Annotated in this window: 8 protein-coding genes; 4 read left to right on the top strand and 4 right to left on the bottom strand. The window is 71.1% G+C overall.

Annotated elements, in window-relative coordinates:
* The first annotated feature begins 240 nt into the window (after positions 1-240).
* The 4 genes from ppdK to ACAM26_RS12990 all read left to right on the top strand — a co-directional run bounded on the left by ppdK (position 241) and on the right by ACAM26_RS12990 (position 7,138).
* Positions 241-3,012: a pyruvate, phosphate dikinase gene (gene ppdK / locus ACAM26_RS13005; RefSeq protein WP_369614058.1), complete on the top strand. Its 2,772-nt coding sequence runs from the start codon at positions 241-243 to the stop codon at positions 3,010-3,012.
* Between the two features lie 33 nt (positions 3,013-3,045).
* On the top strand, positions 3,046-5,424 hold the full coding sequence (gene hypF / locus ACAM26_RS13000; protein WP_369613851.1) for a carbamoyltransferase HypF: 2,379 nt from the start codon (positions 3,046-3,048) through the stop codon (positions 5,422-5,424).
* A gap of 331 nt (positions 5,425-5,755) precedes the next feature.
* Complete coding sequence (gene alr, locus ACAM26_RS12995) at positions 5,756-6,829, top strand: alanine racemase (RefSeq protein ID WP_369613850.1); 1,074 nt, start codon at positions 5,756-5,758, stop codon at positions 6,827-6,829.
* A gap of 126 nt (positions 6,830-6,955) precedes the next feature.
* Positions 6,956-7,138, top strand: a complete 183-nt coding sequence (locus ACAM26_RS12990; RefSeq protein WP_123140445.1) for a PA3496 family putative envelope integrity protein — start codon at positions 6,956-6,958, stop codon at positions 7,136-7,138.
* An 87-nt stretch (positions 7,139-7,225) separates the two neighbouring features.
* Here ACAM26_RS12990 and ACAM26_RS12985 read toward each other — a convergent pair whose 3' ends face one another.
* The 4 genes from ACAM26_RS12985 to ACAM26_RS12970 form a co-directional block, all read right to left on the bottom strand.
* A complete protein-coding gene (locus ACAM26_RS12985; RefSeq protein WP_369613849.1) occupies positions 7,226-10,693 on the bottom strand; it encodes a mechanosensitive ion channel domain-containing protein in 3,468 nt (1,155 codons plus the stop codon).
* A gap of 123 nt (positions 10,694-10,816) precedes the next feature.
* On the bottom strand, positions 10,817-12,139 hold the full coding sequence (gene argA / locus ACAM26_RS12980; RefSeq protein ID WP_369613848.1) for an amino-acid N-acetyltransferase: 1,323 nt from the start codon (positions 12,137-12,139) through the stop codon (positions 10,817-10,819).
* A gap of 38 nt (positions 12,140-12,177) precedes the next feature.
* Entirely contained in the window at positions 12,178-13,524 is a 1,347-nt protein-coding gene (locus ACAM26_RS12975) for a sigma-54 dependent transcriptional regulator (RefSeq protein ID WP_274606711.1), read from the bottom strand.
* Positions 13,525-13,925: 401 nt separating this feature from the next.
* Positions 13,926-15,545 carry a PAS domain-containing sensor histidine kinase gene (locus ACAM26_RS12970; protein ID WP_123141936.1) on the bottom strand — a complete coding sequence of 540 codons (1,620 nt, stop codon included), beginning with the start codon at positions 15,543-15,545 and terminating at the stop codon, positions 13,926-13,928.
* Positions 15,546-15,686 lie beyond the last annotated feature (141 nt).

Here is a 15,686-nt window from a genome sequence, read left to right as displayed (position 1 = left end):
GCTCAATCCCCCTTCGCGTCCTTCGCGGCTTTGCGGTTCAAGCCTCTCCGCGACTGGCGACTGGCGACTGGCGGCTGTCGGCTGGCGGCTGGCAACTGGTGGCTGGAAGCTGACGACTGGCGACTGGCAGCCCGCCCCCCGCATTTCCCCGTGCGTTTCCTCGTCGACACGATAGACTCGAAGCCGACGCCGCCGGCGTGGCCGGCATCCATTCGCACACGAACGAGAGGACCGATGATGATGGCGACGACCACCCAGTCCGTGTTCGCATTCGAGGACGGTGACGGCAAGGACAAGCAACTGCTCGGCGGCAAGGGGGCGAATCTCTGCGAGATGACCCAGATCGGGCTCAACGTGCCGCCCGGCTTCGTGATCGCCACCACCGCCTGTCTCGACTATCTGGCCGCGCCCGAGCAGGGGCTGCCGGCGGCGTTGATGGAGGAGGTGCGCGCGCAGATGCGCGCGGTCGAGGAGAAGACCGGCAAGGGCTTCGGCGACCCCGACAACCCGCTGCTGGTCTCGGTGCGCTCGGGCTCGGCGATGTCGATGCCGGGGATGATGGACACCATCCTCAACCTCGGGCTCAATGCCGCCACCCTGCAGGGCGAGATCCGCGCCACCGGTGACGCGCGCTTCGGCTACGACGCCTATCGCCGCTTCATCCAGCTCTTCGGCAAGGTCGCGCTCGGCATCGACGACGCGGTCTTCGACACCGCCTTCGAGGCGATCAAGCGCGCCGCCCACGCCCGCCAGGACGTCGATCTCTCGGCGCGCGAACTCGAACAGGTCTGCGAGCGCTTCCTCGCGCTGGTGCGCGAGCACACCGGCCAGCCCTTCCCCGAGGACCCCTACCAACAGCTCGAACTCGCCATCCAGGCGGTGTTCAACAGCTGGCAGGGCAAGCGCGCGGTCGACTACCGGCGTCAGTTCCACATCACCCCGGAGATGGCCAACGGCACCGCCGTCAACGTCGTCACCATGGTCTTCGGCAATCGCGGCGAGGACTCGGCCACCGGCGTGGCCTTCACCCGCAACCCGGGCACCGGCGAGAACCGGCTCTACGGCGAGTATCTGGTCAACGCCCAGGGCGAGGACGTGGTCGCCGGCATCCGCACCCCCAAGCCGATCGACCGCCTCGCCGACGAGATGCCGGAGATGGCCACCGCGCTCGCCGAGCTGCGCGACAAGCTCGAACGCCACTACCGCGAGGTGCAGGACTTCGAGTTCACCATCGAGCGCGGTCAGCTCTACTGCCTGCAGACGCGCAACGGCAAGATGAACGCCACGGCGATGGTGCGCACCTCGGTGGAGATGGTCGAGGAGGGGCTGATCGAGCGCGAGCGCGCGCTGCTGCGCATCGCCCCCGACCTGCTCGAACAGATGCTCTTCCCCCGGCTCGACCCCGGGGTGGTGGCCGAGTCCGTCGCCCAGGGGCTGCCGGCCTCGCCGGGGGCGGCCTCGGGGATCGCGGTGTTCGACGCCGACCGCGCCGAGCAGCTCGGGCGCGAGCAGGGGCTGAAGGTGATCCTGGTGCGCGAGGAGACCAAGCCCGAGGATATCCACGGCTTCTTCGCCGCCGCCGGCATCCTCACCTCGCGCGGCGGCAAGACCTCGCACGCGGCGGTGGTCGCGCGCGGCATGGGCAAGCCCTGCGTGGCCGGGGCCGAGGGCATCAGCGTCGATGTCGAGCGACGCGAGGCGCGGGTCGGGCTGACCCGCTTCCGCGAGGGCGAGATCATCACCATCGACGGCACCTCGGGCAAGGTCTACATCGGCGCCATCGCCACCGTCGAGCCGGAGTTCACCGCCGAACTCGGCACCCTGCTCGGCTGGGCCGACGCGCACGCCCGGCTGCGCGTGCTCGCCAACGCCGATACCCCGGACGACGCCCGCCGGGCGCGCCGCTATGGCGCCGTCGGTATCGGGCTGGCGCGCACCGAGCGGATGTTCAACGACGTCGAGCGGTTGCCGATCGTCATCGAGATGATCGTCGCCGAGACCCCGGAGCAGCGTCAGGACGCGCTCGACCGGCTGCTGCCGCTGCAACGCGCCGACTTCCAGTCGCTGTTCGAGGTGATGTCGCCCAACCCGGTGACCATCCGTCTGCTCGACCCGCCGATCCACGAGTTCCTCCCCGACGCCCAGGTGCTCGAACGCGAGATCGCCGACCTGCGCGCGCTCGAGTGCGGCGCGCGCGGGCTCGGCGTGCTCGCCGGGGCGATGGGCCTGCTGCACGCCGAGGACACCCTGCGCCACGAGGTCGACCGCGCCCGGCGGCTGGTCGAGCCGGCGCTGGTCGAGGAGGCGATCGCCAAGAAGGAGGCGATGCTGCGCAAGGTGCGCCTGCTCTACGAGACCAACCCCATGCTCGGCCATCGCGGCGTGCGGCTCGGCATCACCTTCCCCGAGATCTACCAGATGCAGGTGCGCGCCATCCTCGAGGCCGCCGCCGAGTGCGCCAAGGCCGGCATCGAGGTCCATCCCCAGATCAAGGTGCCGCAGGTCTGCACCGCGCAGGAGCTGCGCATGGTCCGCGCCTCGGTCGAGACCATCCACGCCGAGGTCGCCGAGCGCTACGGCGCGCCGGTCGCCTTCCGCTTCGGCACCATGATCGAGGTGGTGCGCGCCTGCATGCGCGCCGAGTCGCTCGCCGAGGAGGCCGACTTCTTCTCCTTCGGCACCAACGATCTCACCCAGGCGACCTTCTCCTTCTCGCGCGAGGACGCCGAGAACAAGTTCCTGCCGCTCTACAACCAGTCCGGCATCCTCCAGGACAACCCCTTCGACGTGCTCGACCGCAAGGGCGTCGGCAAGCTCATGGAGCTGGCGGTGGAGTGGGGACGGCGGGTCAAGCCCAACCTGCACGTCGGCATCTGCGGCGAGCACGGCGGCCACCCCGACTCCATCGCCTTCTGCCATCAGGCCGGGCTCGACTACGTCAGTTGCTCCGGTCCGCGGGTGCCGGTGGCGCGGCTGGCGGCGGCGCACGCCGCGCTGGCCGGGCGGCAATGAGAGGCATGGTCCGGCGTGCGGGGCGCGGCTAGGGTGTCGGGGGCGGACGGGAGCGGCGCACCGGCCGAGTCGATCCGGGTGCGCGGTCAGGTGCAGGGCGTCGGCTTCCGCCCGACGGTGTGGCGGCTGGCGCGCGACTGCGCCCTGGTCGGCGATGTCCGCAACGACGGCGAGGGCGTGCTGATCCGCGCCCGGCCCGGCGCCGGCGCGCCGCCCGAGGCGATCGCGCGTTTCTGCGCCCGGCTGCGCGCCGAGTGCCCGCCGCTGGCGCGGATCGAGCGCATCGAGCGCGCGCCGCTCGCCGACCCCGCCGCGCTCGCCGGGGTCGGCGATTTCGTCATCCTCGCCAGCGCCGACACCCCGGTGCACACCGCCATCGTCCCCGATGCCGCCACCTGCAGCGCCTGCGCCGCCGAGGTGCGGGACCCGGCGAACCGCCGTCATCGCTACCCCTTCACCAACTGCACCCACTGCGGGCCACGGCTGTCGATCGTCGAGTCCATCCCCTACGATCGGGCCAACACCAGCATGGCGCACTTTCCGCTGTGCCCGGCGTGCGCGCGCGAGTACGCCGACCCCGCCGACCGGCGCTTCCACGCCCAGCCCAACGCCTGCCCGGTGTGCGGCCCGCGGGTCTGGCTCGCCGGGGCCGACGGGCGGGCGCTGGAGGAGACCGGGGCCGACCCCATCGCCGCCGCCAGCGCCCGGCTCGCCGCGGGCGAGATCCTCGCCATCAAGGGCATCGGCGGCTTCCATCTCGCCTGCGACGCCGGCAACGACCGGGCGGTGGCCGAGCTGCGTCGGCGCAAGCGGCGCCCGGGCAAGCCCTTCGCGCTGATGGCGCGCGATCTCGCGGTGGTGCGCCGCCATTGCCTGCTCGCCCCCGGCGAGGCCGAGACCCTCGCCAGCCCTGCCGCACCCATCGTGCTGCTGGCGCGTCGCGCCGACGGCGCGCCGCTCGCCGAGGCGGTCGCGCCCGGCCAGTCGACCCTGGGGATGCTGCTGCCCTACAGCCCGCTGCACCTGCTGCTGCTCGCCGAGTGGACGCGCCCGTTGGTGATGACCAGCGGCAACCGCGCCGGCGCGCCGCAGTGCATCGACAACGACGAGGCGCTGCAGGCGCTCGCCGGGATCGCCGACGCCTGGCTGCTGCACGACCGCGACATCCGCAACCGTGTCGACGACTCGGTGGTGCGCACCATCGCCGCACGCCCCCGGCTGCTGCGCCGCGCCCGTGGCCACGCCCCCGGCGCGCTCGTCCTGCCGCCGGGGCTGGCGCGAGGCGCGGCGACGGTCGCGCTCGGCGGCGAACTGAAGAACACCCTCTGTCTCGGTGACGGCGAGCGGGCAATCCTCAGCCAGCACCTCGGCGATCTCGAAGAGGCGGGCAGCGCGCGCGCCTGGGTAGCCACCCTGGCGCGCTATCTGGCGCTGTTCGAGCACCGGCCCACGCGCATCGCGATCGACGCCCACCCCGACTACCGCGCCAGCCAGTACGGTCGCGACTGGGCCGCGCGCGCCGGGCTGGCGCTGGTCGAGGTGCAACACCACCACGCCCACATCGCCGCGCTGCTCGCCGAGCACGGTCGCCCGCCCGAGGACGGGCCGGTGCTCGGCATCGCGCTCGACGGGCTCGGTTGGGGGGAGGATGGCACCCTCTGGGGCGGCGAGCTGCTGCAGGTCGACTATCGCGGGTCGCGACGGCTCGGCGGGCTGTGCCCGGCGGCGCTGCCGGGCGGGGCGCGGGCGATGGTCGAGCCCTGGCGCAACCTGCTCGCCCAGCTCGAACGCGCCGGGCTGCTCGATGCCGCGCTGCGCCGCTGGGCCGCGCTCGAGGCGGTGCGCGCGCTTGCCGCGCAGCCGCTCGAGGCGCTACGCACCCTGATCGCGCGCGGGTTCAACGCCCCGCCGTCGAGTTCGGCGGGGCGGCTGTTCGACGCCGTCGCCGCCGCGCTCGGTCTCGCCCCGCCCCGACTCGGCTACGAGGGCGAGGCCGCAATCGCCGTCGAGACCCTGGCCGCCACCGTACCCCCCGCGCCCGAGGGCTATCCTTTCGCCCTCGACACCGCCGCCGACGGTCGGCTGATGATCGACCCCGCGCCGCTGTGGCCCGCGCTGTTTGACGATCTCGCCGCCGGGACCACCCCGGCGCGCGCCGCCGCGCGCTTCCACGACGGCCTGATCCATGCCCTGGTCGCGTGCGCCACCCGGCTCTGCGCCAGCCACCGGCTCGACACCGTCGCCCTCAGCGGCGGTGTCATGCAGAACCGCCGCCTCGTCGAACCCCTCGCCACCGCCCTGGAGGCCCAGGGCCTCCAGGTCCTCCTCCACCGCCGCGTCCCGGCCAACGACGGCGGACTGGCGCTGGGGCAACTGTGCGTGGCGCGGGCGAGAGAACAATCCGCCCCGTAGGCCGGGCAAGGCGTCCGGCGTTGACGGTCTGGCGGACTTGAACCGCAAAGAGACCGTCCTTCCCGTCAACCGCCGACCATGCACGCCAGTCTCCCCCACTGGAGGCTGGTGTGCATGATCGGCGATTGACGGGCAAGACGGTATCTTGGCGGTTCAATCTGCCGACCGCCGTCATGCGATGAGGGTCTCCGGCGTCGGCATGGCTGCGCCGGACCAGCTGCGCGTTGCCCGGCCCACGTCCCGGTCGCCAGCTGGCGGCTGGCGGCTGATAGCTGATAGCTGCCGGCTCGTTGTATCTTGGATCGCCTTGCAACCCAGGAGATGTTTCCAGATGTCACGTCCGGCTCGCGCCCGTATCGATCTCGCGGCGATACGCCACAATTATCTGCACGCCAAGTCCTGCGCGCCCTCGGCGCGGGCGTGGGCGGTGGTCAAGGCCGATGCCTACGGGCACGGCGCGGTGGCGGTGGCGCGGGCGCTGGCGCCGGTGGCCGACGGGTTCGCGGTGGCCTTCCTGGAGGAGGCGCTGGAGCTGCGCGAGTCGGGCGTCGAGGGGCCGATCCTGCTGCTCGAGGGGGTGTTCGCGCCGGATGAACTGGCGGCGGTCGATCGCGCCGGGCTGGACATGGTGGTGCACGCCGAGCACCAGCTCGAGTGGATCGCGGCGGCCCGTCCCGAGCGCCCCTTCGGCTGCTGGCTCAAGGTCGACTCGGGGATGCACCGGGTGGGGTTCGCGCCGCCGGAGGTTGCCGCGGCGCTGGCGCGGTTGCGTGACTGCCCCCAGGTCGGGCGTCTGCGCGCGATCAGCCATCTGGCACGCGCCGACGAGCCGGGCGAGTCCTACAGCGCGCATCAGCTCGCCGCCTTCGACGGCGCGGTCGCGGGTGTCGTGCCGGCGAGCCTGGCCAACTCGGCGGCGGTGCTCGATCTACCGGCGGCGCATCGCGACTGGGTGCGCCCGGGGATCATGCTCTATGGCGTCTCACCCTTCGACACGGCCCATCCCAATGCCGCCGCGCTGCGCCCGGCGATGACCCTGGAGTCGGCGCTGATCGCCATCCGCACGCTGCCCGCCGGGGAGCCGGTCGGCTACGGCGGGCGCTTCGTCTGCCGCCGTCCGAGCCGCATCGGGGTGGTGGCGATCGGGTATGCCGACGGCTATCCGCGCCACGCCCCGGACGGGGTGGCGGTGATGGTGCGCGGGCGGCGCGCGCCGCTCGCCGGACGGGTGTCGATGGACATGATCACGGTCGATCTCACCGACCTCCCCGAGGCCGTCGTCGGCGACCGCGTCGAACTGTGGGGGGCGCGGATCGACGCCGGCGCGCTGGCCCGCGCGAGCGACACCATCGCCTATCAGTTGTTCACCAATCTCAAGCGGGTGCGGGTCGAACATCAGCGGTGATGCGCCGTCGCGGCCGTCGATCGCCAACGTTGATCCTGACGATCAAAAAAATTCTCTTTCTGAGCGCGAGACTTTGGAGTAGATAGCCGCCTGTGGTTTGCACTGTAATCCAGAGGTAACGGAGAGATGTTGGAGACCGACGGCGGTTATGGCGACGAGGTGCTCGACCGCGCCCCTCACCTGATGAACCAGAACGAAGACGCCTATGGCGGCGACGTCCTGGCGGCGCGCCGGCGCATCGAGCAGATGCGCGAACTCAAGCGGCTGCGCGACCTGCTGGAGGATCCGGACTTCGACGAGCAGATCTGACGCCCTCGCCCCGGGCCTCCTGCGCCCGGGGTCCGTTCGCTCGGGCGGCGGCAGCGCCGCCGCCACCGCACGCCATCCCCTCTCCCCTCAGTCCGTCTCCGCCGTCTTCAGCGGTACGTCCCCCGAGCCGAGTTGCGCCCGCGCGGCGCGATGCAGCCGCACCTCGAGCGGCGCGTCGGCCGAGAGATGCACGTCGCGCTGCGGGAAGGCGATCTCGATCCCGGCCTCGTTGAAGCGGTCGTAGATCGTCTGGTGCAGCTCGGTGATGATCGCGATGCGCCCGTCGAGCGAGTCGAGATAGCAGCGCATCACCAGGGTCAGGGCGTTGTCGCCGAAGCCCTCGAAGCTGAGCAGCGGCGCCGGGTCGTCGAGCACCTTCTCGTGCTGCTCGGCGACCTGGGTGAGGATCTCCAGCGCCCGGCGGGTGTCGCTGCCGTAGGCGATGCCGACCGGGATGGTCACGCGGTTCTGCTGGTCGGTGAGCGACCAGTTGAGCAGCCGTCCGGTGATGAACTCCTTGTTCGGCACCAGCAGCTCCTGCTTGTCCCAGTTGCGGATGGTGGTGGCGCGGATCTGGATGTTGGTCACCACCCCGGTGGTGTCGCCGATGGTGACGATGTCGCCGACCCGTACCGGACGCTCGAAGAGGATGATCAGGCCGCTGATGAAGTTGGCCACGATCTCCTGCAGACCGAAACCGATGCCGACACTGAGTGCAGCCACCAGCCACTGCACCTGCGACCAGCTCAGGCCCAGGGTGGAGAAGGCGAGGAGGAAGGCCACGGCGGTGATGGTGTAGCTCGCCAGGGTCTTGATCGCGTAGCGGCCGCCGGCCGAGACCGCCTCGCTCTGCAACAGCAGGAACTCGATCAGCGCCGGCAGGTTCTTGGCCGCCACGGTGGCGACGAAGATGATCACGAACACCAGTCCGACATCGGCGGCGGTGACCGGGACGAGCTGGGTGACGCCCTCGACCGTGCCCTCGTAGTGCCACAGCGCGAAGCGTTCGAGCATCGAGAAGGCGGGCAGCACGTCCGACCAGGTGATCCACAACCCGACCACCGCGGCGAAGAAGATCGAGGTGTTGATCAGCCGCCGGGTCTGCTCGTCCATCGCCGCCAGGTCGGGCTCGGACTCCTCGAGCTGTACCACCTCGGTCGGGGTGCTCGGCTCGCTGCTCTGGGCACGACGCGCGGCCTGGCGTTCGAGCGCGGCCTGTAGCGCGAGGCGGCGGCGGGTGACGATCAGCCAGCGCACGATGGTCTGGTGGACCACCAGCAGGGTGAGCACCAGCCAAGTCTGGGCCACCAGCGAGCGGAACAGCATCCCGGCGGTGTAGACGTAACCGGCCAGCGCCAGCCCGGCGAGGGCCAGCGGCGCGCCCACCACGAAGGGGAACCAGATGTGGCGCAGTCGGTTGAGCCAGCCCTCGGGACGCTCGGCGATGATCCCCTTGAACAGCCCCTTGGCGGGGTTGAGCAGGTGCCAGAAGAAGGCGGTGAAGCCGAGCATGCAGGCGACCAGGGTGAGCCGCATCAGCTCGCCGGTGTCGACCGGGTTGTTGTTCTCGTAGGCGGCGACGGCCACCAGCGAGACCGGCACGATATAGCCCGAGAACCAGTCGATGGCGTGACGGATGCGCGCCAGGGTGGCGGTGCTCCAGCGGAAGTGGCGATCGGCCACGCCGCCGGTGATGCACAGCCCGCGGAAGGCGAGCAGGAAGTAGAGCCCGCCGGCGACCTCGGTGAGCGCGCTGGCGAAGGCGCGGGTGAACGGCGTGGCCTCGGTCGAGGCCTGTAGCTGCATGCCGAGCAGGGCCATCAGCAGGGGCGCGGGGAGCGCCATCAGCAGGGTCAGGGCGATCGCCTTGACGGTGTGCTGGATGCCGTCGGTGCGCACCCGACGCAGCGGCTCGGCGGTGGCGCGGATGGCACGACGCAGCGCCGTCAGGCGCCACAGCAGCGCGGCGACCACGAGCAGCCCGGCCCAGAAGGTCCAGGCGTGTTGCAGCCGCTCGAGCAGGGTCGCCGCAACCGCCTCCCAGGCCCCCTCCCAGGACAGCAGCCAGAGGGTCGCCGCCGGCAGCGAGGTGAGCGTCTCGGTGCCGATCGGGGGCGCGCTGCGCACCCACAGCAGGCGCTCGGCGAGGAAGTCGTCATAGGTCTCGGCGATGCTCACCACCTGATCGGTGACATAGTTGAGATCGGCGAGCTGGCGGACATAGTCGTCCTCGATGTCGAGGCTCTGCGCGATCAGCCGGCGGCGCTGTTCGAGCACCTCGTCGAGCTGCTCGCGTACCAGCGCGCGCTCGTCCCGGGGGACGTCGAGGGTGAGTTCGTCGAGATAGCGGTCGCGGTCGCGCAGCCGGCGCTTCTCCTCGCGGTAGCGGATCTGGCGCAGCGTGGCCTCGGCGATTGCGTCCTCGCGCGTGGCGATGTCCTTGCGGTACTGACGCAGGTCGGGCAGCTGGGTGCGACGATCGAGCAACACCTGGCCGAGCGCGCGGCTCAGTCCGGCGGCCTCGATACGCTGCTGGGCGCCGCGGAAGTCCTCCTCGATGCGCTTGCGCTCGCTCTCGATCCTCGCCTGACGTTCGTTGAGGGCCTCGAGTTGCTTGGCGATCTGTGCCAGCGAGGCGCTGATCTCGGCATTGGTCTGGGTCTCGCGCTGCACCAGCGGGTGCTTGTCGGCGGCCTCGCGCTGGGCCTGCTCGGAGGCGCGCTGGGCGGCCTCGGCCTCGGCGTTGCGCCGCTGGTTCTGCAGCTCCTCGAGCGCGCGCTGATAGGTCTTGAGCCGTTTCAGCCGCAGCGCGGCGAGATCGCGCCTGACCTGATAGAGCGCGATGCGCGCGGGCTGGCTGAGCAGCTCCTGTTCGAGCATCTGCGCCTCCGACCACAACGCCTGACGGCGCGCCTGGTGCGCCCAGCGCTGGGCCTGAACGAAATCGCCCGATTGCCCGTTGAGCTCGCCGGTGTCGACGCTCGGCGGGTCGCCGAGCTGGTCGAGCGCCTGCTTGACCTCGGTCATGCGCGCGCGCGCCGCCGCCGGGCGGTTCTCGGTGGCCTGGGTCAGTTTCTCCAGCTCGCCGAGCCGCGTCTCCTCGACGGCGACGTCGGCCAGCGCCTTGTTCAGGCGCTGGGCGATGGCCTCGCTGGTGAGGTCGTCCGGGATCACCTCCTCGGGCGTGGTGGTGGCGGCGCGGGCGGCCTCGAGTTCGCGCTCCTGTGCCCTGCGCTGGCGTGGCGCGGTCTCCAGCGAGCGGGCGAACTCCTCGGCCTTGAGATCGAAGTTGCGCGTGTCCTCGAGACTGGCGCGCGTGCGGCGATAGAGTTCGAGCAGGGTGGTCTTGGCGCTCTCGTCGAGCGCGGTCGAGTTCTCGACCTCGGTGGCGCGGGCCTCGACCTGGGCCAGGGTGGGTAGATTGGCGGTCGTCTCGGTCCCGGTGTCGGCGCCTGCCGACGGCACCACGAGCAGGGCGAGCAGCAGCCACGGCAGCAGGTTGAGCCAGGAGGATCGGGGATGGCGGGGGCAGGAGTCGGACAGCACGTCTGGCACCAGATCTGGGTTGGCGGGCGAAGGGCGTTCGGCACCCGTCGGGCGACGGGGCGTTCGGCGGTTCTGTAATCGATCAGGGGAGGGGAGACGGGGCTCCCGTCCGATTTCGTTGCGCGGGGCGGGTCAGAGCCGCTTGATGAAGACCTTGGAGTTGCGCTGAAAATTGTAAAGCGCCTGCCGGGCCATGGGAAGCGCCTCCAGCCCGGCCGGGGCGAAGCCGCGCTCCTGGAACCAATGCGCGGTCTGGGTGGTGAGCACGAACAGCCGCGCGATCCCCTGCGCGCGCGCCAGTCGCTCCATGTATTCGAGCAGCCGGTCGCCGCGTCCGCCGGCGCGGTACTGGGTGTGCACCGCGACGCAGGCGAGTTCGGCCATGGCCTCGTCGGCATAGGGGTAGAGCGCGGCGCAGGCGGTGATCAGGCCGTCGCGCTCGGCGACCACGAAACGGTCGATCTCGGTCTCGAGGCGCTCGCGCGAGCGCCGCACCAGGATGCCGCGCTCCTCGAGCGGGCGCAGCAGTTCGAGGATGCCGGCGACGTCGTCGATGCGCGCCGCGCGCAGCTCCTCGAACGGCTCGGCCGAGACCAGGGTGCCGCTGCCGTCGCGGGTGAACAGCTCGCGCAGCAGTGCGCCGTCGCCGCTGCGCCCGACCAGATGGACGCGGGGGATGCCGTGACGACAGGCCTCGGCGCTGGCGCGCAGACACTTGCTCAGGCCCTCGGGCAGCGGCGTGGCGGCGTCGAGCAGGGCGTCGACCTCGCCGGTGAGCAGGGTCGGGGGGAGGGCCGCGGTACGCACCTCCTCGTCCTCGAGCAGGAACACCAGCTTGTCGGCCTGCAGCGCCTCGGCGGTGCTGCGGGCGACATCGGCGGCGCTGAGGTTGAACACCTCGCCGGTGGGCGAGTAGCCGAGCGGCGGCATCAACGCCACCGCGCCCTGATCGAGCAGTGCGCGCAGGGTGTGGCGGTCGACCCGACGCACCGTGCCGGTATGGCCGTAGTCGACGCCGTCGAGCACCCCGAACGGTCGCGCGGTGACGAAGTTGCCCGAGACCACCGGGATGCGCACCCCGGCCATCGGTGAGTTGGCCAGTCCCAGCGAGAGCAGCGCCTCGATCTCCACCCGCACCACCCCGGCGGCCTCCTTGACGCAGGCCAGTGCGGTGTCGTCGGTGACGCGCAGCCCGTTGACATAGCGCATCCGCGCGCCGCGCTCGGACAGGCGCGCCTCGATCTGCGGGCGTGCGCCGTGGACCAGTACCAGACGGATGCCGAGCCCGTGGAGCATGGCGATGTCGTGTACCAGATCGGGGAAGTGGGCGTCGGTGAGCGCCTCGCCGCCGATGGCGATGACGAAGGTCTTGCCGCGGTGGGCGTGGATATAGGGGGTGACCTGACGGACCCAGTCGACGAAGGGGTCGCGTGGGCGGTTGGATGAGGCGGGCAAGCGCGGGGTCCTCGGGTGTGGTGCCGTGGGGCGATGGGTTATTCGATGCCGAGTCGGCTGAGCCGATAGTGCAGCGAGCGCTGCGACATGCCCAGACGACGCGCGGCGGCGGCATGATCCCAGTGCGCCGGCTCGGCCGGCGCGGGGTGCGGTGCGGCGACGTCGGGTGCGGCGTCGTGGTGTGTCGGGGCGGGGTCGGGGAGGTAGAGATCGTCGATCTCGATCTGGCTGTGCTCGCACAGCGCGGTGGCGCGCTCGAGGATGTTCTCGAGCTCGCGTACGTTACCCGGGAAGGGGTGACGGGCGAGCGCGGTCAGCGCCTCGGGGGCGAGCCGCAGCGGTCCGTCGGCGCCGCTCTTCTCGGCGATGCGCGCGAGCAGCCAGTCGGCCAGCGCGGGGATGTCGCCGCGCCGCTCGCGCAGCGGCGGCATGCGCAGCTCGATGACGTTGATGCGGTAGAAGAGGTCCTGGCGGAAGCGCCCGCGTTCGACCTCGGCATTGAGATCGCGGTGGCTGGCGCTGATCAGGCGCACGTCGACCGGCAGCTCGCGCTGGGTGCCGACCGGGCGCACCGCCTTCTCCTGGATCGCGCGCAGCAGCTTGACCTGGGTCTGCAGCGGCAGCTCGGCGACCTCGTCGAGGAACAGGGTGCCGCCCTCGGCGGCCTGGAACAGCCCCTGCTTGTCGCTGCTGGCGCCGGTGAAGCTGCCCTTCTTGTGGCCGAACAGCTCGCTCTCGACCAGATCGTGGGGGATGGCGCCGCAGTTGAGCGCGACGAAGGGACCGTCGCGTCGCGGCCCCTGGGCGTGGATCAGCCGCGCGGCCAGCTCCTTGCCGGTGCCGCTCTCGCCGGTGACGAACACCGGCGCCTGGCTGCGCGCGAGCTTGGCGATGAGCTGGCGGATATGGTCCATCGCCGGCGAGGCGCCGAGTAGCTGGGGTGCGGCGGAGTCGCCGCCGGGTTCGCTGCCGGCGCGGTGGCTGAGCTTGAGCGCGGCAGCGACGAGTTGACGCAGCCGCTGCAGTTCCACCGGCTTGGAGACGAAGTCGAAGGCGCCCGCCTTCATCGCCTCGATCGCCGAGTCCATGTTGCCGTAGGCGGTGATCATCGCCACCGGCAACTCCGGGTGGTGTGCGGCGATGTGACGGATCAGCTCGATACCGCTGCCGTCGGGCAGCTTCATGTCGGTCAGGCAGAGGTCGAAGGGCTGTTCGACGAGGCGCGCGCGCGCCTCGACCAGACTGGTCGCGGTCACCGCGCGGATCTCCATCCGCGCGAGGGTGATCCGCAGCAGTTCGAGGATGTCGGTCTCGTCATCGACGACGAGCGCCTGGGCCTTGTCGGTCGGCATCGGGTCGGTCTGGGTCCGTCGGTGGTAGGGCATGCGCTGCATCAAGGATAGCGCGGAGCGTCGACCGGTCGCCAGCGATCAGCGGCCAGAGAGATGAACCGCAAAGGGATGAACCGCAATGGCGCGAAGAGCGCGAAGATGGAGAAAAGGTTTTCAGCCGCCAGCCGCCAGCCGCCAGCCGCCAGCCGCCAGCCGCCAGCCGCCAGCCGCCAGCCGCCAGCCGCCAGCCGCCAGGATTGAACCGCAAAGCCGCGAAGTGCGCAAAGGGGATGATGCGTGATGTCGGCGTGAGGCCACGGACGTTGCGGGTCTGCGCCGCCGTTGGACGATCGCCCCAGTGGCGGCTGGTCGCTGGTCGCTGGTGGCTGACCGCTCAATCCCCCTTCGCGCCCTTTGCGGCTTTGCGGTTCAATCTTTCCGGCTGGCCGCTGGGTTCAATCCGCCCGGTCCTCGTCGGTCGTGGTCGCGAACAGCAGGCGGAAGCGACAGCCGCTGGGGCGGTTGGGCAGCAGCGCGAGGGTCATGGCGTTGCTCTCGGCCAGCTCGCGGGCGATGTAGAGCCCGAGCCCGGTGCCGCTGTGGCGGGTGGTGAAGAAGGGGTCGAAGATGGCGTCGGCGACCTCGGGGGCGATCCCCGGTCCCTGGTCGATCACCTCCAGCAACGGGCGACGGGTGTGGTGGTCGCGGTCGAGCACCAGGGTCACCGGGCCGTCGCCGCCGTGAACCAGGGCGTTCTCGCACAGGTTGGCGAGGATCTGGTGGAGGTGTCTGGGATCGGCCACGACCGTGCCGGGATCGCGTTCGAGGTGCAGGTGCAGCCGGCGCGGGCCGAGTTGGCGGGTCTCGGTCAACTCGTCGACGAAGCCGCGCAACCAGTCGTAGAGTTCGAGCGTCTGGCGCTGCATGCGGTCGCGCCGCGAGAGCTCGAGCACGCTGCTGACGATCTCGTCGATACGTGCGCTGTTGCGGTGGACGATGGCGAGCAACTGCTGCTCGTCGCCCGCGAGCCCGGGGGCCTCGGCGCACAGCTCGGCGGCGTGGGAGATCGCGCTCAGCGGGTTGCGGATGTTGTGGGCGATGCTCGCGGTGAGGGTGCCGAGCGCGGCGAGCTTGATCCGCTGCGCCTCGGCGGTGGCCTCGCGGTCGTCGCGCAGATAGAGGATCACGCCGCTGGCGCGGTGCGCGCCGAGCAGCTTGACGCTGACCCGCAGCGCGCGCCCGTGATGGCTGACCACCGCCTGACGGTGCGCGCCGGGCTGGACCAGACGTTCGAGTTCGGTGGCCAGCGCGGTGCTGACCGCGCCGAGGGCGACGCCGGGGGCGTGGCGGTCGTGGGCGATGCCGAGCAGCTCGCGGGTGGCCTGGTTCATCAGTCGCAGCCGCCGCTCGCCGTCGGCCACCAGGATGCCGGTGGCCATGTTCTGGATGATGAACTCGTTGAGCTTGGAGAGGTCGTCGAGGTCGACCTGACGCCGTGCCGCCAGCGCCTCGGCGGTGCGTGCGCGGTGATAGAGCATCTGTGAGATCAGCGCCACGGCGAAGAAGAGGATGCCGAGCAGCCCGGCCTGGGTGAAGGCCGGCGCCTGTCCCTGCAGTGCCTGATAGCCCTGCTGGGCGATCACCGCGATGGTGGCCAGCGCGGCGAACAGCAGCGTCAGCCGTCCCTCCATGGTCAGCGCCCCGGCGGCCACCGTCACCGTCAGCAGGATGCCGAGGCCGCTGGCCACCCCGCCGGCGGCGTGCATCAGCAGGGTGAAGACGACGATGTCGACGAGGATGGCGAGATAGACCTGCTGCTTGCGCGCCGGCCACTGACCGTAGAGACTCAGCCCACTGAGCAGTACCAGCAGGGTGTAGACCAGGAGCACCGACCAGGCCAGCTCGGTGTCGGCGCTGGCGAGCAGCGGATCGACCGCGTTGGGCGAGAACACCAGGGTCAGCCCGACGACCAGCAGCAGCCGGATCAGCAGCAGCCAGCGCAGCGCCCCCCAGGTGGGATAGGATGCCGGGTCGAGGGGGGCGGTGCTGGCGTGGGACGAGGCGTGCTTGGGCATCGGGATGCTGTCGGGAGGCGGGCGGCGTTTTGCCAAAGCCGCTGGAATTAGACCAGAATTGTCGCGTTGCGACCATGGTAGGCATGATGGCGCGCCGCGTTCGGCGGCGTCCGCCACCATCGGTTGCGCCCCCTTGTCATC

The organism is Marichromatium sp. PS1 (assembly GCF_041155115.1).
Lineage (GTDB): Bacteria > Pseudomonadota > Gammaproteobacteria > Chromatiales > Chromatiaceae > Marichromatium > Marichromatium gracile.
This window is presented reverse-complemented; position numbering and strand designations above follow the sequence as displayed.